Source organism: Brachybacterium sp. P6-10-X1 (assembly GCF_001969445.1).
Lineage (GTDB): Bacteria > Actinomycetota > Actinomycetes > Actinomycetales > Dermabacteraceae > Brachybacterium.
Window position 1 is genome coordinate 484,071 of the sequence record NZ_CP017297.1, and the last position, 22,986, is coordinate 507,056.

The following is a 22,986-nucleotide window of genomic DNA, read 5'->3' on the forward strand; positions in this document are numbered from 1 at the left end:
CCGGTCCCCGCGCAGCCCACGACCCTGGAAGGAATCTCCCATGCAGGATGATCCCTCGACGGCGCCCCGCTCCGATGCGACCGGGGACATCGTCATCATCACCGGCCTCGCCGGTGCCGGTCGGGAGACCGCCGCGCACGCCCTGGAGGACATGGGCTGGTACGTCGTCTACAACATCGCCCCGCAGCTGATCACCACCCTGTACGAGCTGCGCGCCAGCGCCGTCGGCCGCGAGAACCGCTTCGCGGTGGTGGTCGACCCCCGCTCCGGGCCGTTCTTCTCCGAGCTCTCCGACGTGGTCGCCGAGCTGCGCCGTGCCGACCTCCGCCTGCGCCTGCTGTTCCTGACCGCCGACGAGTCCACGCTGGTGCGCCGCTTCGACTCCGTGCGCCGGCCCCACCCGCTGCAGGGAGACGAGGGGGTGCTCGAGGGGATCCGCCGCGAGCGCGAGATGCTCGCGCCCTACCGGCGCATGGCAGATCTCGTGATCGACACCTCCCCGCTGAACGTGCACCAGTTGACGATGAAGATGCGCTCCGTCTTCGGCACCAGCGAGGAGCAGCGGCTGACGGTGACCATGCTGTCCTTCGGGTTCAAGTACGGGATCCCGCTGGAGGCCGACCACGTCAGCGACGTGCGCTTCATCCCCAACCCGTACTGGGTGCCCGAGCTCAAACCCTTGCGCGGGACCGACCGCGAGGTCGCCGATGTCGTCCTCGGCGATGCCAACGCCGGGGAGTTCGTCACCAAGTATCTGGAGATGATCACGCCCGTGCTGCGCGGGTACAGCGCCGAGAACAAGCACTTCACGACCCTCGCGATCGGCTGCACCGGCGGCAAGCACCGCTCCGTCGCCGTGGCCGAGAGCCTCGGGGACCAGCTGCGCTCGGCCGGGTACGCCGTCCGCATCCGCCACCGCGATCTGGGGCGTGAATGAGCACCATCGCCTCCCGCTCGGGCGGGCACCGACTGCGCACCGCCGACCGCTCCGCCAGCGCCCGCCGCGGCCGTCGCGGCGACCCGCAGCGGCCGCTGCGCGTGGTCGCGCTCGGCGGAGGTCACGGCCTGGCCGCGAACTTGCGGGCCCTGCGCCTGCTGACCGACGACATCACCGCGGTGGTCACGGTCGCCGACAACGGCGGCTCCTCCGGCAGGATCCGCACCGAGATGCCGGTGCTGCCCCCCGGCGACCTGCGGATGGCGCTGGCCGCGCTGTGCGAGGATTCCGACTGGGGATCCATCTGGGGCGACGTGATCCAGCACCGCTTCGCCACCGAGGGCGAGCTGGACGGGCACGCCCTGGGCAACCTCCTGATCGTCTCCCTGTGGCAGATCCTCGAGGACCCCATCGAGGGCCTCGATCAGATGGCGGAGCTGCTCGGCGCCCGGGGCCGCGTGCTGCCCATGGCGCTGGAGCCGCTGGACATCGAGGCCCGCGTGCGCGGCACGGACGGCACGGTGCGCTCCATCAGCGGTCAGTGGCAGGTCGCCACGGCCGAGGGGCGCGTCGAGGAGGTGCGTCTGGTGCCGCCGCGGCCCCGGGTTCCCGAGGCGGTGCTCGAGGCCATCGGCCGGGCCGACTGGATCATCGTCGGGCCCGGCTCGTGGTACACCTCGGTGCTGCCGCACCTGATGATCCCCGAGATCGCCGAGGCGATCCGCACCAGCCCGGGCCGGCGCTGCATCACCACCAATCTGTCGGTGGGCTCGCAGGAGGCCGAGGGGATGACCAGTCTGGACATGCTCGATGTGCTGCTGGAGCGGGCCGACGGCTGCCGTTTCGACGCCCTGGTCGCCGACCCCACGACGCTCGACGACGCCCTCGTGCTCGCCCAGGCCGCGGAGTCCCGCGGGATCCGGGCGCTGCTGCGTCAGGTCAGCGTCGGGGACGGGCGGCCCCATCACGACCCGGTGCGCCTGGCCGCCGCCTACCGGGACCTGTTCGACGACGCCTACGGCGACGTCGAGCCCACCCCCGGCACCACGGCCCCGGGCACGACGCACGGCACGACCTACGGCGCGGCCACGGCCGCGACCCCATCGAACGAGGAGGACCTGCATGGCGCTGACGGGTGAGGCCAAGGAGGAGCTGAGCCACCTCGAGGTGACACGGCCCTCGGCCCGCAAGGCGGAGGCGGCGGCGATGCTGCGCTTCGCCGGCGGGCTGCACCTGGTCGCCGGACGGGTCGTGGTCGAGGCGGAGCTGGACTCCGCGGCGGTCGCGCGCCGACTGCACGCGATCATCGGGGACATGTACGGGCATCGCGCCGATCTCGCGGTGCTCGCGCCGGCCGGGATCCGACGCACCACCCGCTATCTCGTGCGGGTGGACCGTGAGGGCGGGATGCTCGCACGGCAGACCGGGCTGCTCGACGCCCGCGGACGGCCCGTGCGCGGGATGCCGCCGTTCGTCGTCGGCGGGGCCGCGGTCGATGCGGAGGCCGCCTGGCGCGGCGCATTCCTCGCCCGCGGCACCCTGACCGAACCGGGACGCTCCTCGGCGCTCGAGCTGTCCTGCCCCGGTCCGGAGGTGGCGCTCGCGATGGTCGGCGCCGCGCGGCGCCTGGGCGCGGCCTCGAAGGCGCGCGAGGCCCGGGGCGCGGACCGGGTGGTGCTCCGCGACGGCGACGCCATCTCGACGCTGCTGTCCCGCATGGGCGCGCGGTCCACCGTGCGGACCTGGGAGGAACGCCGCACCAAGCGCGAGGTCAAGGCGACCGCTCACCGCCTGGCGAACTTCGACGATGCCAATCTGCGCCGCAGCGCTCGGGCCGCGGTGGCCGCGGGCCAGCGCGTCCAGCGGGCGCTGGAGATCCTCGGCGACGAGGTCCCCGAGCATCTGCAGGCGGCCGGCCGACTCCGCCTGGAGCATCGCCAGGCCAGCCTCGAGGAGCTCGGACACCTCGCTGATCCGCCGCTGACCAAGGACGCCGTCGCCGGGAGGATCCGCCGGCTCCTGGCGATGGCCGACAAGCGGGCGGAGGATCTGGGACTCCCGGGGACCGATGAGGAGGTCGACGAGGGGCAGCTGCCGGCGTCTCCGGATCCCGGGGCGTGACACGATTCGTTCCCGGGCCCCCGGGCATTGATAGGATTGCGGCGGTCGTCGGTCACCGCCGGCGCCGTCCGAGCGTACGAGGGCGTGCGCGCCACTGCCAGTACTCGCATTTCGCAGATCCTCTGCGAATCTGCGAATCAAGGAGGAACCGTGACCATTAAGGTCGGAATCAACGGATTCGGTCGCATCGGGCGCAACTACCTGCGCGCCGCGCTCGAGCAGAAGGCTGACATCCAGATCGTCGGGGTCAACGACCTCACGGACAACGCCACGCTCGCGAATCTGATCAAGTACGACTCCATCGGTGGTGTGCTGCCCTACGAGGTCTCCCACGACGAGGACTCGATCACCGTCGGCGAGACCACCTTCAAGGCGTTCGCCGAGCGCGACCCCAAGAACATCCCGTGGGGCACGATCGGCGCCGACGTCGTCATCGAGTCCACCGGTATCTTCACCGACGCCGAGAAGGCCAAGGCCCACCTCGAGGCCGGTGCCAAGAAGGTCATCATCTCCGCTCCGGCGAAGAACGAGGACGCGACCTTCGTGATCGGTGTCAACGAAGGCGACTACGACCCGGCGAAGCACACCATCGTCTCCAACGCCTCGTGCACCACCAACAGCCTCGCTCCCGTGGCCAAGGTTCTGAACGACGAGTTCGGGATCGTCAAGGGCCTCATGACGACGATCCACGCCTACACCTCGGACCAGGTGCTGCAGGACGGCCCGCACAAGGACCCGCGCCGTGCCCGCGCCGCCGCCCTGAACATCATCCCGACCACCACCGGTGCGGCCAAGGCCGTGGCGCTGGTTCTCCCGGAGCTCAAGGGCAAGCTGGACGGCTACTCGCTGCGCGTGCCGGTCCCCACCGGGTCGATCACCGACCTGACCTTCGAGGCGAGCCGCGAGGTCACCGCCGAAGAGGTCAACGCCGCGGTCAAGAAGGCCGCGGAGGGCCCGCTCAAGGGCGTCCTGCGCTACACCGAGGACCCGATCGTCTCCAAGGACATCGAGGGCGACCCGCACTCCGCGATCTTCGACGCGCAGCTGACCAAGGTCATCGGCAACCAGGTGAAGATCTTCTCCTGGTACGACAACGAGTGGGGCTTCTCCAACCGCCTCGTCGAGCTCTCGCAGCTCGTGGGCAAGTCCCTCTGATCCTCGCTGTCCCGTCCTGACGACCAGGACATCCCCGGAGCCCGCCGGTCGCCACCCCGAGGGGTCGGTGCCCGGCGGGCTCCGCTCGTCCGACGGCCTCGTGCGCACCCCGCTGCCGCACGGCCACGACCCGAAGGAACCACCACCGTGCTGAAGACCATCGATGCGCTCGGAGAGCTGCGCGGCCGACGCGTGCTCGTCCGCGCCGATCTCAACGTCCCGCTGGACGGGACCACCATCACCGACGACGGCCGCATCCAGGCCGCCCTGCCCACCATCACCCGGCTCGTCGAGGCCGGCGCCCGGGTGGTGGTGATCTCCCACCTCGGCCGCCCGAAAGGTGTCCCGGAGGACGAGTACTCCCTGAGGCCCGTCGTCGGCCGGCTCGGCGAGCTGCTCGGCCAGGAGGTCGCCTTCGCGACCGACACCGTCGGCGACTCCGCGCGAGCGGTCGTCGACTCCCTCGCCGACGGCCGCGTCGCCGTGCTCGAGAACCTTCGCTTCCACCCCGGCGAGACCGCGAAGGACGACGGCGAGCGCCTCGCCTTCGCGAAGGCGCTGGCCTCGCTCGGGGACGCCTTCGTCTCCGACGGCTTCGGCGTCGTCCACCGCAAGCAGGCCTCGGTCTACGAGCTGGCGACCTTGTTGCCGGCGGCCGCCGGCGAGCTGGTGCTGCGCGAGGTGGAGGCGCTCCGCAAGGTCACCGACGAGCCGCGGCGGCCCTTCGTGGTCGTCCTCGGCGGCGCGAAGATCGCCGACAAGCTCGGCGTCATCGATGCGCTGCTGGGCAAGGCGGACCGGCTCCTGATCGGCGGCGGCATGGCCTACACCTTCCAGAAGGCGAAGGGCTACGAGGTCGGCGACTCGCTGCTGGACGAGAGCAAGCTCGACGTCGTGCGCGAGTACATGGAGCGGGCGGAGCGCAACGGTGTCGAGCTGGTGCTGCCGGTCGACACCGTCGTCGCCCCCGAGTTCTCGGCCGACGCCCCCGCCTCCGTGGTCGCCGCCGACGCCATGCCGGCCGACCAGGAGGGCATGGACATCGGCCCCAGGACGGCGACGCTGTTCGGCGAGAAGATCGCCGATGCCGCCACCGTCTTCTGGAACGGCCCGATGGGGGTCTTCGAGTTCGAGAGCTTCGCCGGCGGCACCAAGGCGGTCGCCGACGTCCTGGCCACGGCCGACGGCTACACCGTGGTCGGCGGCGGCGACTCCGCCGCCGCGGTCCGCACCCTCGGATTCGACGAATCCCTCTTCTCGCACATCTCCACCGGCGGCGGCGCGAGCCTCGAACTCATCGAGGGCAAGGACCTGCCGGGCATCTCGATCCTCGAGGAGGACACCAAGTGAGCACCCGTACCCCGCTGATGGCGGGCAACTGGAAGATGAATCTCGACTGGAAGCAGGGCCTGGCCCTGGTCGAGGAGCTGGGCGACCAGCTCAAGGGCGTCGACACGGACGCGGTGGAGGTCGCCGTGCTGCCCCCGTTCGTCGACCTCCGCACCGTGCAGATGGTGGTCGAGGCCGACAAGCTGCCGATCTCCTACGGCTCCCAGGACGTCTCCCCGCACGAGTCCGGCGCCTACACCGGGGAGGTCTCCGGCTCCATGCTGAAGGCTCTCGGCGCGACCTACACGACGGTCGGGCACTCGGAGCGTCGCCAGTACCACGCCGAGACCGAGGAGGTCACGAACGCGAAGGTGAAGGCGTCCTTCGCCGCAGGCCTGGTCCCGATCCTGTGCGTCGGCGAGCCTCTCGAGGAGCGTCAGGCCGGCAAGCACGTCCAGTACACCCTGGCGCAGCTCGAGGGCGGTCTGGAGGGTCTGGACGCCGAGCAGGCGAAGCAGATCGTCATCGCCTATGAGCCGGTCTGGGCCATCGGCACCGGTGAGGTCGCCACCCCGGACGACGCCCAGGAGGTGTGCGCCGCGATCCGTGACGCCCTGCGCTCCCTGTACGGGAACGAGGTCGCCGACGCCGTGCGTGTCCTGTACGGCGGCAGCGTGAAGTCCTCCAACGTCGTCGAGCTGATGGGCAAGGAGGACGTCGACGGTGCCCTCGTCGGCGGCGCCTCGCTCAAGGCCGAGGAGTTCGCGAAGATCGCGGGCTTCCAGGGCTGAGTCGAGCCGATCGATCGCCGCTGAGCGAGAGGCGTGCCACGCGGGCCGGGTCCCTGAGGGGCCCGGCCCGTGGCGTATGCTGGATCGGTCCTGACATCATCGTGGAAGGTGCTCCGCCCCGTGGATCTGCCCCTGCTGAAGCTCATCCTTCAGATCCTGCTGGCCGTGTTCAGCCTCCTGGCCATCATGCTCGTGCTCCTGCACAAGGGACGCGGCGGCGGCCTGTCCGACATGTTCGGGGGCGGCGTGTCCTCCTCGGCCAGCGCCTCGGGCGTGGCCGAACGGAACCTCAACCGGCTGACCGTGACCATCTGCGTGCTGTGGGGCTTGACCTGCGTCGGCCTCGGAGTGGTCGAGCGCTTCCTGTGAGCGCTCACTGCTGAGCCCACCGAATTCACGACGACGGGCCGGTCACCGAGGTGGTGACCGGCCCGTCGTCCGTGTCGCCGCAGCTCATGCGGCCGCCGGCTGAGCGGTCGGCTCAGCGGGTCCGCTGCGAGGCCGCCGCCCGATCCAGGAACCAGGTGGTCGAGTGCAGGCCCCGCACGGCCGACGCCGGGAGCACCCAGGGCTCGATGTCCCCGTGGCCAGCGGCGACCGCGGCGGCCTTCTCCTCGCCGGCGACCAGCAGTGCGACGTGGCGCGCCGAGTTCAGCACCGGCCAGGTCAGCGAGATGCGCTCCGGCGGAGGCTTCGGGGAGTTGCTGACCGCGACCGCGGTCGCCCCGACCTGTCGCTGGTCCGGGTGCTCGGGGAACAGGGAGGCGATGTGCCCGTCCGGCCCCACACCCAGCAGGAGCACGTCGAAGAACGCCCGGCCGCGGGTGCGGAACGGCTCGTCGCCGCCGGACTGGTCGAGCTGCTGGCCGTACCAGGCGGCCGCCTCCTCCAGGGACATGCCGTCGGCGGGGGAGGGCATCGCGTGGATGTTCCGGGGCGGCATCCCCGCCTCCTGCAGCGGCTCCAGCAGCCCGGATCGCACGGCGACCTCGTTGCGCTCGCTCGAGTCCGGGTCCACGTAGCGTTCGTCGCCCCACCAGATGTGGAGGCGGGAGACGTCGACCTCGGCGGCGGCCAGCGTGGCCGGGAGCGCCCGGGCCGTGGCGGTGCCGACGGTTCCGCCGGTGACCACGAGGTGGGCGAGGTTGCGCTTCTCCAGCGCCGTGGCCAGCTGGGACGCGGTGGCCTCGGCGGCTGCCGTGGCGACCTCCGCCCCGTCGGCGAGGACCGTGTCGGTGGGCTCGGGCTTGCCGCTGGCGTAGGTGCCGGAGTCATCGATCGCGCTGAAGGCCGTGGCGAGGACTTCGCCGTAGACCTCGTCGGGATCCAGCCGTCGCAGCTCCTCGGCGAGCAGCTCGTCGAGCGTGCGGCGGGGCATGGTGACGTGCTGGCCGCTGTCGTCGCCGGGAAGGGTCATCACGATGGCCTCGTCGCTGACGCGGGTGAGGTCGATGGCCCCGTCCTCGCGGATGAGCCGCACCCCGTGCACACCGGCGGTGCCCGTCTCGCCCGAGGAGCTCTCGACGATCCGGGCATCGACCCCGAGGCTGTGCGAGAGCCAGGCGGCCATCAGGACCACCGAGGGGTTCCCGGGAGCGCCGGAGACCTCCACCCGCTGCGGGACGGTCACCGGCGGAACCTCGAAGGCGCTGGCGACCAGCCCGCGCCAGCGGGTCAGGCGCGACCACGCCAGATCCGAGTCGCCGCTGGTGTACCCGCGGCGCAGCCGCTTGAGCGTGTCGATCGGTCCCGCGCAGGCGGCGGAGTCGGTGATGCGACGCTGCGACATGGAGCCCAGCACGTCGTGGACGGGGGAGGACGGGGCGCCCTCCGGCCACCAGGTGACGATCGGGGCGTCGGGCAGCAGCAGCGCCATGACCAGGGTGTCCAGCGAAGCCATGAGGTCGCCGCGGGCTCGCAGGATGACGATCTCGCCGGCGCCCGCGTCGCGCCCCACGCGGATCTCGGCGTCGAGACCGGAGGTCTCCGCCTCGGGATCGGCATCGACCACCAGCACCCGGGCGGGGTGCTCGTGGCTCGCGCTGATGGCGGCCTCGAGGGGCTCCTCGATGTCTCCGGTGGCGATGATGATCAGGGTCAGGACCCGGCCGATGGTGTTCGCGCCGAAGGTCTCCCGCATCTCGATCATCTTCTTGTCGATCGATGATGCGGTGGTGTCGGTCAGGGTGGTGATCACGGTCGCCTCCAGGTACGTCCGTCACGAGCGAGCATCTCGTGGGCGGTGTCGGGGCCCCAGCTGCCGGGGCGGTAGGGCGCCGGCTTCAGGTTCTCGGCCCAGAACTCGGTGATGGGGTCGAGGATCTTCCAGCTGAGCTCGACCTCCTTCTGCCGCGGGAACAGCGGTGGATCGCCCAGGAGCATGTCCAGGATCAGCCGCTCGTAGGCCTCGGGGGACTCCTCGGTGAAGTTCATGCCGTAGGCGAAGTCCATGGTCACGTCCCGCACCTCCATCTGGGTGCCGGGCACCTTGGAGCCGAAGCGCATCGTCACGCCCTCGTCGGGCTGGACGCGGATGACGATCGCGTTCTGGCCCAGGTCCGCGGTGTCGGTGGAGCGGAAAGGCAGGAACGGGGCCCGCTTGAACACCAGGGCGATCTCGGTGACCCGACGCCCCAGACGCTTGCCGGCGCGCAGGTAGAACGGCACGCCCGCCCAGCGGCGGGTCGCGATGTCCAGTCGGAGAGCGGCGAAGGTCTCCGTCACCGAGTCCTCGGGGATCCCGTCCTCCTCGACGTAGGGGCGGACCTCCTCGCCGCCCTGCCAGCCGCCCACGTACTGGCCCCGGGCCGTGTGCGCCCCGAGGTCCTCGGGCAGCTCGAGCGCGGAGAGCACCTTCTCCTTCTCCGCGCGCAGATCGGAGGCGCGGAAGGAGACCGGTTCCTCCATCGCGGTCAGGGCGAGCAGCTGCAGCAGGTGGTTCTGGATGACGTCCCGCGCGGTGCCGATGCCGTCGTAGTACCCGGCGCGCGAGCCGATGCCGATGTCCTCGGCCATCGTGATCTGCACGTGGTCGACGTACCCGGCGTTCCAGACCGGTTCGAACATCTGATTGGCGAAGCGCAGCGCCAGGATGTTCTGGACGGTCTCCTTGCCCAGGTAGTGGTCGATCCGGAAGACGTCCTCGGGGCGGAAGACCTTCTCGACGACGTCGTTGAGCTCGCGGGCGGAGGCGAGGTCGTGGCCGAAGGGCTTCTCGATCACGACGCGGCGCCAGGAGCCGTCCCGCGGCGTGTTCAGCCCGGAGTTCGCCAGCTGCTCGCAGACCTGCGGGAACGCGTCCGGCGGGATCGAGAGGTAGAAGGCGTGGTTGCCGCCGGTGCCGCGGGTGCGGTCCAGCTCGCCGACGACCTCGGTCAGCCGCTCGAAGGCGGCCGTGTCGTCGAAGGTGCCGGTGACGAAGCGCAGGCCGCCCCGGAGCTGCTCGAAGACGCTCTCGGAGAAGCCGGTGCGGGAGTGCTCGGAGACGCTCTTGCGCACATAGTCGGCGAAGTCGTCGTCGGACCAGTCCCGGCGGCCGTAGCCGACCAGGCCGAAGCTGGGCGGCAGCAGACCGCGGTGGGTGAGGTCGTAGATCGCCGGCAGGAGCTTCTTGCGGGCGAGATCGCCGGTGACGCCGAACATCACCATGGAGCTGGGGCCGGCGATGAGGGGGAGGCGGCGGTCGCGAGGATCGCGCAGCGGGTTGGCGACGTCCTCCGCCCCGAGCGGGGCAGTGCTGGTATCGGTCACGGTCGTCCTTTCTCGGACACGGACTCACGAGAGCACGGTCCGCCCCTCGGGGCAGGACCGTGCTCGCCGTGAACTCTCAGGCGCTGACGTCGTCGATCGACGCCGAGACGGTCTCCAGGAGACCCTCCCAGGCCTTCTCGAACTTCTCGACGCCCTCGCGCTCGAGGACGGCGTAGACGTCGGCCAGATCGACGCCGGCGGCTTCGACCCGATCGAGCACTGACGAGGCGGAGACGGCCTTCTCGGCGGTCAGGGCCGGGGCGGGCTCGGAGTGGTCCGCGACCGCGTCGAGGGTCTTCTCCGGCATGGTGTTCACGCTCGGGGACGAGACGAGCTCGTCGACGTAGAGAGTATCCGGGTAGTCCGGGTTCTTCACACCGGTGGACGCCCACAGGGTCCGCTGGGTGTTGGCACCCTTCTCGGCCAGCGCCGCGAAGCGCCCGGAGTCGAAGGCCTCGAGATAGCGGCCGAAGGCGACCTGGGCGTTGGCCAGCGCGGCGCTGCCGCGCAGCGTCTCCGCCTCCCCGCCGAGGGCCGCGAGGCGATCATCGATCTCCGCGTCCACGCGGGAGACGAAGAACGAGGCCACCGAGTGGATCTTCGAGAGATCCTTGCCGGCCGCGGCGGCCTGCTCGAGGCCGCTGAGGTAGGCGTCGACGACCTCGAGGTAGCGATCCACGGAGAAGATCAGCGTCACGTTGACGCTGATCCCCGCGGCGATCGTCGCGGTGATGGCCGGCAGGCCCTCCTTCGTCGCCGGGATCTTGATGAAGACGTTCTCCCGGCCGACGACCTCGTGCAGGTGCTTCGCCTGGGCGACGGTCTTCTCGGTCTCGTGCGCCAGACGCGGGTCCACCTCGATGCTCACGCGGCCGTCGACGCCGTCGGTGGAGGAGTGCAGGTCGGAGAAGAGATCGGCGGCGCTGCGGACGTCGTCGGTGGTGAGCACCTCGACGACCGCGTCGACGTCCTTGCCCTCGCCGGCGAGGCGGGCGATGTCCTCGTCGTACTCGGAGCGACCGGAGATCGCGGACTGGAAGATCGAGGGATTGGTGGTCACCCCGACGATGTTGCGGGTGTCGATGAGCTCCTGCAGGTTGCCCGAGGACATCCGCTGGCGCGAGAGATCGTCCAGCCAGATGGAGACTCCGGCGTCGGAGAGGGCCTGGGTGCGGGGATTCTGAGTCATATGCGTTCCTTCCGGGCGCGGCGCGCCCTGCATCGAACTGCTGTCACCCTCGTCAACGTACGAAGGACGGATCCTCTTCCGCGCCGTGGCGGAAGGAACCCGGTCGTGCACCGGACGAGGGCGGGGGAGAGGTCGCGGGGCGGGACCCGGAGGCCCCGCCCCGCGACCGGTCAGGCGCCGGCGGCGGCGAGGGACTCCTTCGCGGCGGCGAACACGGCGTCGGCCGTGAACCCGTACTCGCGGAAGAGGGTCTTCGCGTCGGCCGAGGCCCCGTAGTGCTCGAGCGAGACGGCGCGGCCGTGGGCGCCGAGGAAGCGATACCAGGGCATCGCGATGCCGGCCTCCACGGTGACGCGGGCGGTCACCGACGACGGCAGCACGGACTCGCGGTAGGCCTCGTCCTGCTCGTCGAACCATTCGACCGACGGCATGGAGACCAGACGGGTGGGCACGCCCTCGGCCTCGAGCTGCTTCTGCGCCTCGGCGGCGTACTGCAGCTCGGACCCGGTGCCGATGAGGATGACCTGCGGGGCACCCGAGGAGGCCTCCTTCATCACGTACCCGCCCTTGACGAGGTTCTCGGCCCCGGCGTACTCGCTGCGGTCGAACGTGGGCATCGCCTGGCGGGAAAGGACCAGGCCGACCGGGCCGCGGTCCCGCTCGAGGGTCGCCTTCCACGCCTGCGCGGTCTCGTTGGCATCGGCCGGACGCACGATCGAGAGGTTCGGGATCGCGCGGTAGGCGGCCAGGTGCTCGACCGGCTGGTGGGTGGGGCCGTCCTCGCCCAGGCCGACGGAGTCGTGGGTCCACACGTAGGTGGCCGGGACCTTCATCAGCGAGGCGAGGCGCACGGCGCCGCGCATGTAGTCGGCGAACTGGAAGAAGGTGCCGCCGTAGGGGCGGGTCAGGCCGTGCAGGGAGATTCCCGAGAGGATGGAGCCCATGGCGTGCTCACGGATGCCGAAGTGCAGCGTGCGGCCGAACTCGTCCCCGGCGAACTCGGCGGAGCCGTACTCCGCCGGGAGGAAGGACGGTTCGCCCTTCATGGTGGTGTTGTTCGAGCCGGCGAGGTCGGCGGAACCGCCCCACAGCTCGGGCATCACCGGGGCGAGGGACTCGAGGACCTTGCCGGAGGCGGCGCGGGTGGCGAGCCCCTTCTCATCGGCCTCGAAGGTCGGGAACGCCTCGGCGAAGCCCGCGGGGAGCTCCCGGGCCCGCAGACGGTCCAGGAGCGCGGCGGCCTCGGCGTTCGCGGAGCGCCAGGCCTGGTAGCCCGTGTCCCATTCGGCCTTGGCGACGGCGGCGCGCTCGGCGAGGGAGCGGGTGTGATCCAGCACGTCCTCGTCGACCTGGAACTGCTGCTGCGGATCGAAGCCGAGGACCTCCTTCAACCCGGCGACGGCCTCGGTGCCGAGCTTGGCCCCGTGCACCGCGTGGTTGCCGGCGAGCTCGGGGATGGGCCAGCCGATGATGGTGCGCAGGCGGATGAACGTCGGCTTGTCGGTGACCTCTTGGGCGGCGAGGATCTCGGCCTTCAGCGCGGCGACGTCCTCGACGTACACAGAATCGGCCGTGCCGCCGTTCCTCCAGTCGACGGTGCGCACGTCCCAGCCGTAGGCGGCGTAGCGAGCGGCGGTGTCCTCCTGGAAGGCGATGGAGGTGTCGCCTTCGATGGAGATCTCGTTGTCGTCCCACAGGACGATGAGGTTGCCGAGCTTCTGGGTGCCGGCGAGCGAGCTGGACTCGCTGCTGACACCCTCCTGGAGGTCGCCGTCGGAGGCGATCACATAGGTGAAGTGGTCGAAGGGGCTGGTGCCCGGCGCGGCCTCGGGGTCCAGCAGGCCGCGCTCGCGGCGCTGGGCCATCGCCATGCCGACGGCGGAGGAGATGCCCTGGCCGAGAGGGCCGGTGGTGACCTCGACGCCTCGGGTGTGGAAGTTCTCGGGGTGCCCCGGGGTCTTCGAGCCCCAGGTGCGGAACTCCCCGAGGTCCTTCTTCTCGAGGCCGAAGCCGCCGAGGTAGAGCTGGATGTACTGGGTGAGGCTGGAATGGCCGGCGGACAGCACGAAGCGGTCGCGCCCGAGCCAGCGCGCATCGGTGGGATCGTGGCGCATCAGGTCCTGGTAGAGCAGGTATGCGGCGGGTGCCAAGCTGATCGCGGTGCCGGGGTGGCCGTTGCCGACCTTCTCCACCGCGTCCGCGGCGAGGACGCGGACGGTGTCCACCGCCCGCTTGTCGAGCTCGGTCCAGCCCTCGGGGGCCTTGAACGTTTCGGTCACGTCGAGTGCTTCCTTTCACCGGAGTGCGGCCGCTGCGGCCGCTCGGATGGACTGCTCCGCTCGGCGCGGCCCGACCGGCGTCCTGCGACGTCGGGACCGCGCGCGGAGCAACGGGTCCACCTTAATGCGAGCAGGCCCGCCGCACATCTTGGTCCAGCCTGTTGCCCTCCGGGCGGACGTCCGTGCCCCTCGGGTCCCCGGCGCGCCGACGGTGCCGGGACTCACCTCCGTGGTGACTGGGACCTCAGGGGGCGAGCGACTAGACTGGTCGGGTTCACGCGACGGCAGCGTCGCGCTCAGGAGGAAGGACGGTGGGCGGTGACCGCCACCCAGGGAGCTTCGGTCCGGGACTCGGGTCAGGGCGGTGATCGCACCCCTCGGCGCCATGATCGGACGGCGCGGTCGGTGCTCGGGGCGTACGTGGCGCTGACGAAACCCCGCATCATCGAGCTGTTGCTCATCACCACCATCCCCACCATGTTCCTGGCGGCGGGCGGCTTCCCGTCCCTGTGGCTGATCATGGCGACGGTCGTCGGGGGCTATCTGGCGGCAGGCGGCGCGAACGCGCTGAACATGTTCCTGGAGCGGGACATCGACGCGATGATGAAGCGCACCCGCCATCGGCCGATCCCCTCGGGGGCGGTCTCGCCCCGTGCGGCCCTCGTCTTCGGCCTGTCCCTCTCCGTGATCTCGGCGATCTGGCTGGGCGTGCTCGTCAACTGGGCCTCGGCTGCTCTCGCCGTCGGCGCGATCCTGCTGTACGTCGTCTTCTACACGATGATCCTCAAGCGCCGCACCAGCCAGAACATCGTCTGGGGCGGAGTGGCCGGCTGCATGCCGGTGCTGATCGGCTGGTCGGCCGTGACCGGCACCGTCTCCTGGACCGCCGTGCTGCTGTTCCTGGTGGTCTTCTTCTGGACCCCGCCGCACTACTGGCCGCTGGCCGAGAAGTTCAATCGCGACTACGCGGCCGCCGGGGTGCCGATGCTCCCCGTGGTCGCCTCCCGCACCACCGTCGCCCGCCAGATGGTCATGCACACCGTGGCGATGATCGCCGCGAGCCTGGCGATCATCCCGCTGGGACACACCGGATGGGTCTACGCCGTCAGCGCCGTCGCCGTCGGCGCCTGGTTCGCCTTCCTGGTCATCCGCTACACGGTCCGGGTCGGCAAGGGCCTCAGCGGCAAGAAGCTCGGCCCGATGGTCGTCTTCCACGGGTCGATCACGTACCTCACGCTGCTGTTCGTCGCCCTCGCGATCGATCCCTTCGTGCACCTGTGAGTCCCGGCGGCGGTCCGAACCCCTTCGGGGAGCCGTCGCTGCGCCCCGGGGACCGGCGGATCCTCGAGCAGTACCTCAGCCATCTGCGCATCGAGCGCGGACTGGCCGCCAACACGCTGGCCGCCTATCGGCGCGATCTCGAGCGCTACCTGCGTCATCTCGCCCGCGAGGACGTCGACCTCGCAGCGGTCGAGCCGGAACGGCTGACCGCCTGGCTGCAGGCCCTGCGCACCGGGGTCGACGGGGGCACCATGTACTCGGCCGCCTCGGCGGCGCGATCCCTGGCCGCTGTCCGGGGTCTGCACGCCTTCCTCGACGACGAGCGGGTCTCCCGCACCGGGGACCCCACCCGCGTGGTCCCCACCCCTTCCCTGCCCGGGCGGCTGCCGCACCCGCTGGCCCTGGATCAGGTCGAGGCGCTGCTGGAGGCGGCCGGACGCCCCGGGACCGGGCGCGACGCCGCAGAACGGGCGCTGCGGGACCGGGCGCTGCTGGAGATCCTCTACGGGATCGGGGCGCGCATCTCCGAGGCGACGGGCCTCGACCTCGACGACGTCGACCGCGACCAGCGCTCCGCGATCCTGCGGGGCAAGGGGGACAAGCAGCGGGTGGTGCCCGTGGGGCGGTACGCCCTCGAGGCGCTGGACGCCTATCTCACCCGCGGGCGGCCGACGCTCGCGCGCCGCGGCGCCGGCACTCCCGCCGTCTTCCTCGGGTCCCGGGGCACCCGGCTGACCCGGCAGGCGGCCTGGCAGGTCGTGCAGCGGGCAGCCGGGGAGGCCGACCTCGCGGATCTTCCCGAGCCGATCAGCCCGCACACGCTGCGCCACTCCTACGCCACGCACCTGCTGCACGGGGGAGCGGACGTGCGCAGCGTGCAGGAGCTGCTGGGGCACGCCTCGGTCACCACGACCCAGCTGTACACGCAGGTCACGGTCGATTCCTTGCGGGAGACCCATGCCGGAGCCCATCCTCGGGCCCGACGAGGGGCTTAGACTTGACTCCCACGACGACCTCGCCCCGCGACGGCCGTCGTCCCCTTGACGCCGACGGCTGCCCGCAACCGTCGCTCCCGGGGCTGGGGCCCGTCCCGTACCGTGCACGGGGCGGCATCTCCCGGCCGCGCACCAGACCACGACGCCGACGACAGGACACCGACGTGAGCTCGACCTCCAACCAGCAGCTGGACATCGACCTCGGTCCCACCGGCCGTCCGATGCCGGAGCTGCCGGAGCCAGCCCCGCTCGACGACCACGGACCGGCCCGGATCATCTCGATGGTCAACCAGAAGGGCGGGGTGGGCAAGACCACCAGCGTCATCAACCTCGGCGCCGCGCTCGCGGAGCTGGGGCGCAAGGTGCTGCTGGTGGACCTCGACCCGCAGGGCGCGCTGACCGCCGGGATGGGCGTGAACCCCTACGACCTCGACGTGACCGTCTACAACCTGCTGATGGAGCGGGGGCACGACGTGCGCGACGTGATCCGCTCCACCGGCACCGACGACGTCGACGTGCTGCCGGCCAACATCGACCTCTCCGCCGCGGAGGTGACCCTGGTCAACGAGGTCGCCCGCGAGATGGCGCTGGCGCGGGTGCTGCGCCCGGTCGCCGAGGACTACGACGTGATCCTCATCGACTGCCAGCCGTCCCTGGGCCTGCTGACCGTCAACGCGCTCGCCGCCAGCCATGGCGTGATGATCCCGCTGGAAGCGGAGTACTTCGCGCTGCGCGGCGTGGCCCTGCTGGTGGAGACCATCGAGAAGGTCCAGGACCGCATCAACCCGCGCCTGGAGATGGACGGCATCGTGATCACGATGTTCGACCCCCGGACCCTGCACGCCCGCGAGGTCTGCCAGCGCGTCGTGGAGGCCTTCCCCGACAAGGTCTTCCACACGACCATCAACCGCACCGTGAAGTTCCCCGACGCCTCCGTGGCCGCCGAGCCCATCATCTCCTTCGCCGGCTCGACGAAGGGCGCCGACGCCTACCGGCAGCTGGCCCGGGAGCTGATCTCCCGCGGCGCGGCCGCCTGATGGCGACGAAGGGCTCCGGGGCGACGGGGCGCGGGAGACGCCGCCGCAGCGCCTTCACCCCGCCACGCACCGTGCGCCTGCGCGACGACCAGGGTGCTCGCGTGGCTGCGGCACCCGAGGAGCAGGGCTCGGACGGCGACCTCCACCGCGAGGGAGGGGAGCGGCTGCAGAAGGTCCTGGCGCGGGCGGGTTTCGGGTCCCGGCGGGCCTGCGAGACGCTGATCTCGACGGGGCGGGTCACGGTCGACGGGACGAGCGTGCAGGAGCAGGGCGTGCGGATCGACCCCGCGACCCAGGTGGTCCATGTCGACGGCCGCCGCCTCCAGTTGGACACCGAGAAGCTGACCGTCGTGCTGAACAAACCCCGGCACGTGGTCTCCGCGATGAGCGACCCCGAGGGGCGTCGCGACCTCACCGAGTTCTCCGAGCGCTTCGCCCGGCGGCTCTACCACGTCGGTCGGCTGGACTACGAGACCGAGGGTCTGCTGCTGCTGACGAACGACGGCGAGCTCGCACACCGGCTGACCCACCCCAGTTTCCTGGTCGAGAAGACCTACGTCTGCCGCTTCGACGCCCCCGGCGGTCCGCCGCGGTCCCTGGTGCGGACGCTACGGGACGGCGTCGAGCTCGACGACGGCCCGGCCCGCGCCGACTCCGCCCGGGTGCTCGCCCAGGACGGCCGGGAGGCCGTCGTCGAGGTCACGCTCCACGAGGGCCGCAACCGGATCGTGCGGCGCATGTTCGCCTCCCAGGGCTTCGAGCTGACCACCCTGGTGCGGACGCGGATCGGCCCCGTGCTCCTCGGTGACCTCGGCGCGGGGGAGACCCGCGAGCTGACCGGTCGGGAGCTCGGCACCCTGATGGCCGAGGTCGGGCTGTGACCGCACTGGTGCCGTCCCCGGTGCGGATCATCGGCACCGGGCTGATCGGCGGATCCCTCGGGATGGCGCTGCGCCGCTCCGGTGCCCGGGTGCAGGTCGAGGACGTCTCCCCGGGCACCACCGCGCTGGCCGTCGAGCTCGGCGTCGGCACCGCGCCCACCGCGCAGGACCCCGACCCCGCCCTCGTGGTCGTCGCCGCCCCGCCGGACGTGACCGCGCGGATCGTCGCCGAGAGCCTGCGCCGCTGGCCCCGGGCCCTGGTCACCGACGTCGCCAGCGTCAAGCAGATCGTGCTCGAGGGCGTGCGCCATCACGCCGACCCCGAGGACCTGCCGCGGTACATCGGGGCGCACCCCATGGCCGGCCGCGAGGTCTCCGGGGTGATCGCCGCCCGCGGCGACCTGTTCCAGGGCCGGCCCTTCGTGGTCGCCCCCCACGAGGACACCCGGCCCGAGGCGGTCAGCGCGCTCAAGGGGCTGGCCACCGAGATCGGCTCGGTCCCCGTCGTGATGCGGCCCTCCGCCCACGACCTCGCCGTCGCCCACGTCTCCCACGCGCCGCAGGTGCTCGCCAGTCTGCTGGCCACGAGCCTGCTCGCACCCGACGAGGCCGCCCTCGCACTGGCCGGGCAGGGGCTGCGCGACACCACCCGCATCGCCGACTCCGATCCGCGGCTGTGGGTCGAGATCCTCGGGGCGAACGCCGCGGCCGTCTCGACGGTGCTCGAGGAGGTGCGCACGCGGCTGGACGACGTGCTCGCGGCCCTGGGGACCATGCAGGGGGACCCGGACCCGGCCGTCGGCTCCCGGCGGGCCCTGGCGGAGCTGATCGCCGACGGGAACCGCGGGGTGCGCCGCATCCCCGGCAAGCACGGCGGGGCCACGGACGCCTTCGCGACGTTGACCGTGCTGGTGCCGGACCGCCCCGGGGAGCTGGCCCGCCTGCTGACCGAGATCGGCGAGATCGGGGTCAATCTCGAGGACCTCCGCCTGGAGCACGAGCTGGGTCGGGAGGTGGGCCTCGCCCACGTCGCCGTGGACGCCGCCCGTGAGGACCTGCTCACGAGATCTCTCGCGGAACGCGGGTGGAGGGTCGCCGACGCCTGAGCGCCCCGTATCCTTGCCGGATGCACACCAGCGCTCCGCACGACCCCTCCGCCCCCGCGAGCCCGGGCCTCGGCCAGGGCATCACCATCGCGATCGACGGCCCGGCCGGCTCGGGCAAGTCGAGCGTCTCCCGGCTCGTCGCCGAGGCGCTGGACGGAGGCATCCTCGACACCGGGGCGATGTACCGTGCCGTCACCTGGAGCTGCCTCGACGGCGACGTCGACCTGGCGGACCGCGAGGCCGTCGCCGCGGTGGCCGAGGCGATCGACCTGGACCTCGGCACGGATCCCGCCGGCGCGACCGTCGTCGTGGGGGGCATCGACATCACCGCCGAGATCCGCACCGAGCGCATCTCCCAGCGGGTCAGCGACGTCGCCACCAACACCCTGGTGCGCGCCATCCTGCAGCGCCGACAGCGCGAGGTCCTGTTCGCCACCGCCGACGCCCGCGGGTTCTGTGTCGCCGAGGGCCGCGACATCACCACCGTCGTCGCCCCCGATGCCCACGTCCGCGTGCTGCTGACCGCCTCCGACGAGGAGCGCATGCGTCGCCGCGCCGCCGAGCTGGATCTCGAGGACAGCGCGGACACCCGCGCCCGGATGGCCGACCAGGTGCTGCGGCGGGATCGGGACGACTCCACCGTCTCCGAGTTCCTCACCGCCGCCGAAGGGGTCGACACGGTCGACACCACCGGGCTCGGGATCGAGGACGTCGTCGAACAGGTGCTGATGCGTGTCGCCGCCGCCGAGACCGCCCGGGAGGAGCAGCTGCACGGCAGCGCGGAGGCGGCACCTGCCGCATCGGCGCCCGCGTGGCCCGGGTCCGCTGCCGCCGATCCCGACGGCTCCTCGGATCAGGAGCTCGAGGCCGCCCTGCGGGTCGGTCTCGAGGACTACGAGCTGGACGAGACGGACCGGGAGCTGCTCGAGGGCGGCGACGGCGATGCCGCGCCGGCCGCCGCGCCGCGGAACCTGCCCGTCGTCGCCGTCGTGGGCCGGCCGAATGTCGGCAAGTCCACCCTGGTCAACCGCATCCTGGGCCGGCGCGAGGCCGTGGTCGAGGACCAGCCCGGGGTCACCCGCGACCGCGTGTTCTACGAGGCCGAATGGTCCGGCAAGGACTTCTGGCTGGTCGACACCGGAGGCTGGGAGGACCGCGTCCAGGGCATGGCGTACCGGGTGGCCGAGCAGGCCGAGGTCGCGGTCTCCCTGGCCGACGTCGTGCTGTTCATCGTCGATGCGAATGTCGGCATCACCACGACCGACGAGCAGCTGCTGCGGGTGCTGCGCCGCGCGGACCGTCCGGTGGTGCTGGTCGCGAACAAGGTCGACGACCAGCGCGGAGAGCTCGAGGCCGCCGCCCTGTGGAACCTCGGGCTGGGGGAGCCGCACCCGGTCTCGGCGCTGCACGGCCGCGGATCCGGCGATCTGCTGGACGCGATGCTCGAGGCGATGCCCGAGGAGGGTCGGGGCGGGGCCGTCGATCGTGGTCCGCGCCGCATCGCCCTGGTGGGCCGCCCGAACGTCGGCAAGTCGTCCTTGCTCAACCGCCTCGCGCGGGAGCGACGGGTCGTCGTCGACGACGTCGCCGGCACCACGCGCGACCCGGTCGACGAGAGGATCACCCTCGGCGGCAGGGACTGGACGTTCGTCGACACCGCGGGCATCCGGCGTCGCGTGCTGCAGTCGCAGGGCGCGGACTACTACGCCTCGCTGCGCACGCGCGCCGCGCTGGACCGGGCCGAGGTCGCCGTGGTGCTCCTGGAGGCGAACGAGCCGATCTCCACCCAGGACCTCAAGATCATCGACATGGTGCTCGAGTCCGGCAGGGCACTGGTGTTGGCCTTCAACAAATGGGACCTACTGGACGAGGAGCGCCACGCCCAGCTCGAACGGGAGATCGAGCAGGATCTCGGCCACGTCGCCTGGGCCCCCCGGGTCAACATCTCCGCCGAGACCGGGCGTCACGCCGAGAAGCTGGTCCCCGCCCTGGACGAGGCACTCCGGTCCTGGGACCGACGCATCCCCACCGGTCGCCTGAACGCCTTCCTCGGCGCGCTGGTCGCCGCGCACCCGCACCCGCTCCGGGGCGGCAAGCAGTCGAGGATCCTGTTCGCGACGCAGGCACGCACCCGTCCTCCCCGCTTCGTCATCTTCGCCAGCGGATTCCTCGAACACGGATACCGCCGCTTCATCGAGCGGCGCCTGCGGGAGGACTTCGAGTTCACCGGCTCCCCGATCGTCATCGGCGTGCGGATCCGGGAGAAGAGACGACGCTGATCACAGGCATGCCGTGAGTGGGCACACGTCAGGACAGCCAGTAGTGTGGGCCCCATGAGCAGCTCGAACGACCACGGCCCCTGGGACCCCCACGGGGGGCCGCAGGACGGCCGGCAGGATCCGTACGGCTCGGACCGGCAGACCTGGTCCCCGGCGGGCGACGGCTTCCCGATGGCCTCGGGCCCGTACGGCCCCGGTGCGGCGGGCCCTTACGGCTCCGGTGCGGCGGGCCCCTACGGCTCCGGTGTCCCGCAGCCGGGCCCCGGCGGACCGGCTCCCGCAGGTGCTGCGCCGGGCGTTCCCGGTGGGCAGGGCCAGAGCCGCCTGCTGGTCGGCCTGATGGGCATCTTCTTCGGCGGCCTCGGGGTGCACCGGTTCCTCATGGGGTACACGACCATCGGGCTGGTCCAGGTCCTGGTGAGCGTGCTCAGCTGCTTCCTGCTGTACCCGTTCGTCCAGATCTGGGGGCTCGTCGAGGGCACCCTGGTGCTCGCGAGGTCGGAGTCCTTCCAGCGCGATGCGCACGGCCGCCCCCTGGCTGACTGACGCCGCATCCCGCGACCCACGAGGACCTTCACGATGAGCTACCCGTCCCCGGGCCCCACCGCTGATCTCGGCGCGCTCCGGCCCCACGCGATCCGACCCCACGCGATCCGGCTGGACGCGGACGTCACCGTCGTGGGCGTGGTCCTCGGCGTGACGCCGATCCCGCTGACGGGTGGCTGAGGCGCATGGCCGCCCCTGATTTCGTGCTCGCCCTGCGAGATAAGATCGGTCATGAGCTGCTGTGGCTCCCGGGCGTCACCGCGATCGTGCTCGATCGCGAGCGCGCCCGCATGCTCGCGGTGCGTCGGGCGGACAACGGCGCCTGGACCCCCGTGACCGGGATCATCGACCCGGGCGAGGAACCGGCGGCGGCCGCGGTCCGCGAGGTCGCCGAGGAGGCCGGGGTCGACTGCACCCCGCTGCGCCTGCTGGACGTGCGCACGCTGCCGCCGATCACCCATCCGAACGGCGACCGCGCCCAGTACCTGGACCTGTGCTTCCTGTGCGAGCACACCGGCGGCGAGCCCGTCCCGGCCGACGGGGAGAACACCGAGGCACGCTGGTTCCCGATCGGCGAACCTCCCCTGCTGAACACGCGCTTCACCGAGCAGCTCCAGCTCGCCCTCGCCGACGGCCTGTCGGCGCGCTTCCGCGCATGAGCTCCGTCGAGCCCCTGCCCGGGACCCGGGTCACGATCGCGCTCACCCCGCGCGAAGGAGACCTGGCCGTGGTGCGGGTGATCGCTGCGCCGCAGCGCGACATGGTCCGCGCCGGCACGCTCGGTGAGGTGCTGCGGCCCTTCGCCGATGCACTGCTGGTCGACGTCGCCGTCGAGGGCCGGCTCGTGCTGCCGGGCGCGTGGGTCCAGCGGGAGGTGCTCCAGCGCGGCACCGCGATCGAACGGGTGCCGGTCGCCGCCGGAGACCTGCGCCCGCCGGCCGTCATCGCCGGCACCCCGGAGCGCGCCGCCCTGCACTGGGGCGAGACGGTCTGGCCGCTCGCGCTCGGGGGAGTGGTCGCGATCCCGTCGGCCGCCCGCGCCGCGCCGCACCCGCTCTCCCGGCTGCGCCGCCTGGTCATGGTCGCCCTCGGTCGGCGGCAGGAGATCGCCCTGACCCTCTGGCAGGACCCCGATCTCGAGATCCCCTGGCACGACGTGCGGCTGCTGCCGCACGCCGCGCGCTGGTTCGAGCTCGCGCAGGTGCCGACCGGCGCGCGGTACGCCGACGCCGAACGGATCCAGGGCGTCGGCCGCGCCCGCTCCCTGTCCTGAGGGAAGGTTCCGTGTCCGACGCGCCGGGGGAGAGATG

21 protein-coding genes are annotated in these 22,986 nt (G+C 71.8%); 17 read left to right on the top strand and 4 right to left on the bottom strand.

What is annotated here, in order from left to right; genetic code table 11:
* The first annotated feature begins 40 nt into the window (after positions 1-40).
* From rapZ to secG, 7 genes are all read left to right on the top strand, one after another.
* Complete coding sequence (gene rapZ / locus BH708_RS02135; protein ID WP_076806242.1) at positions 41-937, top strand: RNase adapter RapZ; 897 nt, start codon at positions 41-43, stop codon at positions 935-937.
* A complete protein-coding gene (gene yvcK / locus BH708_RS02140; RefSeq protein ID WP_076806244.1) occupies positions 934-2,076 on the top strand; it encodes a gluconeogenesis factor YvcK family protein in 1,143 nt (380 codons plus the stop codon). The genes rapZ and yvcK overlap by 4 nt, the downstream gene beginning before the upstream one ends.
* Positions 2,060-3,058 carry a DNA-binding protein WhiA gene (gene whiA, locus BH708_RS02145; RefSeq protein ID WP_076810670.1) on the top strand — a complete coding sequence of 333 codons (999 nt, stop codon included), beginning with the start codon at positions 2,060-2,062 and terminating at the stop codon, positions 3,056-3,058. Before yvcK ends, whiA begins: the two co-directional genes overlap by 17 nt.
* 150 nt (positions 3,059-3,208) lie before the next feature.
* Positions 3,209-4,213, top strand: coding sequence for a type I glyceraldehyde-3-phosphate dehydrogenase (gap, locus tag BH708_RS02150; RefSeq protein WP_076806246.1), 1,005 nt, complete (start codon positions 3,209-3,211; stop codon positions 4,211-4,213).
* Positions 4,214-4,360: 147 nt separating this feature from the next.
* Positions 4,361-5,563, top strand: coding sequence for a phosphoglycerate kinase (gene pgk / locus BH708_RS02155; RefSeq protein WP_157235657.1), 1,203 nt, complete (start codon positions 4,361-4,363; stop codon positions 5,561-5,563).
* Positions 5,560-6,333, top strand: coding sequence for a triose-phosphate isomerase (gene tpiA, locus BH708_RS02160; RefSeq protein WP_076806248.1), 774 nt, complete (start codon positions 5,560-5,562; stop codon positions 6,331-6,333). The genes pgk and tpiA overlap by 4 nt, the downstream gene beginning before the upstream one ends.
* A 126-nt stretch (positions 6,334-6,459) precedes the next feature.
* Positions 6,460-6,702 carry a preprotein translocase subunit SecG gene (gene secG / locus BH708_RS02165; protein ID WP_076810674.1) on the top strand — a complete coding sequence of 81 codons (243 nt, stop codon included), beginning with the start codon at positions 6,460-6,462 and terminating at the stop codon, positions 6,700-6,702.
* 112 nt (positions 6,703-6,814) lie between these two features.
* Here the strand turns inward: secG and pgl are convergent, their stop codons facing one another.
* The 4 genes from pgl to tkt form a co-directional block, all read right to left on the bottom strand.
* Positions 6,815-8,530, bottom strand: coding sequence for a 6-phosphogluconolactonase (gene pgl, locus BH708_RS02170; protein WP_076806250.1), 1,716 nt, complete (start codon positions 8,528-8,530; stop codon positions 6,815-6,817).
* Positions 8,527-10,083: a glucose-6-phosphate dehydrogenase gene (gene zwf, locus BH708_RS02175; RefSeq protein WP_076806252.1), complete on the bottom strand. Its 1,557-nt coding sequence runs from the start codon at positions 10,081-10,083 to the stop codon at positions 8,527-8,529. Before zwf ends, pgl begins: the two co-directional genes overlap by 4 nt.
* 76 nt (positions 10,084-10,159) lie before the next feature.
* Positions 10,160-11,272 (bottom strand): transaldolase, encoded by a 1,113-nt coding sequence (tal, locus tag BH708_RS02180; RefSeq protein WP_076806254.1) that lies wholly within the window; start codon positions 11,270-11,272, stop codon positions 10,160-10,162.
* 170 nt (positions 11,273-11,442) lie between these two features.
* Entirely contained in the window at positions 11,443-13,551 is a 2,109-nt protein-coding gene (tkt, locus tag BH708_RS02185) for a transketolase (protein ID WP_076806256.1), read from the bottom strand.
* 318 nt (positions 13,552-13,869) lie between these two features.
* Between tkt and BH708_RS02190 the strand changes: the two genes are divergently transcribed.
* The 10 genes from BH708_RS02190 (at position 13,870) to BH708_RS02230 (ending at position 22,949) form a co-directional block, all read left to right on the top strand.
* On the top strand, positions 13,870-14,832 hold the full coding sequence (locus BH708_RS02190) for a heme o synthase (protein WP_076806257.1): 963 nt from the start codon (positions 13,870-13,872) through the stop codon (positions 14,830-14,832).
* On the top strand, positions 14,829-15,827 hold the full coding sequence (locus BH708_RS02195; RefSeq protein WP_083713208.1) for a site-specific tyrosine recombinase XerD: 999 nt from the start codon (positions 14,829-14,831) through the stop codon (positions 15,825-15,827). The genes BH708_RS02190 and BH708_RS02195 overlap by 4 nt, the downstream gene beginning before the upstream one ends.
* 164 nt (positions 15,828-15,991) lie before the next feature.
* Positions 15,992-16,864 carry a ParA family protein gene (locus BH708_RS02200; RefSeq protein WP_076806259.1) on the top strand — a complete coding sequence of 291 codons (873 nt, stop codon included), beginning with the start codon at positions 15,992-15,994 and terminating at the stop codon, positions 16,862-16,864.
* The gene (locus BH708_RS02205) at positions 16,864-17,745 is read left to right on the top strand and encodes a pseudouridine synthase (RefSeq protein ID WP_076806261.1); all 882 of its coding nucleotides are present in this window, start codon (positions 16,864-16,866) and stop codon (positions 17,743-17,745) included. Before BH708_RS02200 ends, BH708_RS02205 begins: the two co-directional genes overlap by 1 nt.
* The gene (locus BH708_RS02210; RefSeq protein ID WP_076806263.1) at positions 17,742-18,851 is read left to right on the top strand and encodes a prephenate dehydrogenase; all 1,110 of its coding nucleotides are present in this window, start codon (positions 17,742-17,744) and stop codon (positions 18,849-18,851) included. Before BH708_RS02205 ends, BH708_RS02210 begins: the two co-directional genes overlap by 4 nt.
* A 20-nt stretch (positions 18,852-18,871) precedes the next feature.
* A complete protein-coding gene (der, locus tag BH708_RS02215) occupies positions 18,872-21,130 on the top strand; it encodes a bifunctional cytidylate kinase/GTPase Der (protein WP_076806265.1) in 2,259 nt (752 codons plus the stop codon).
* A 54-nt stretch (positions 21,131-21,184) separates the two neighbouring features.
* A complete protein-coding gene (locus tag BH708_RS02220; RefSeq protein ID WP_076806267.1) occupies positions 21,185-21,676 on the top strand; it encodes a TM2 domain-containing protein in 492 nt (163 codons plus the stop codon).
* Between the two features lie 33 nt (positions 21,677-21,709).
* The gene (locus BH708_RS19670; RefSeq protein ID WP_157235659.1) at positions 21,710-21,856 is read left to right on the top strand and encodes a hypothetical protein; all 147 of its coding nucleotides are present in this window, start codon (positions 21,710-21,712) and stop codon (positions 21,854-21,856) included.
* Positions 21,857-21,861: 5 nt separating this feature from the next.
* Entirely contained in the window at positions 21,862-22,335 is a 474-nt protein-coding gene (locus BH708_RS02225; protein WP_076806269.1) for an NUDIX domain-containing protein, read from the top strand.
* Entirely contained in the window at positions 22,332-22,949 is a 618-nt protein-coding gene (locus tag BH708_RS02230) for a hypothetical protein (protein WP_076806271.1), read from the top strand. Before BH708_RS02225 ends, BH708_RS02230 begins: the two co-directional genes overlap by 4 nt.
* Positions 22,950-22,986: the final 37 nt, after the last annotated feature.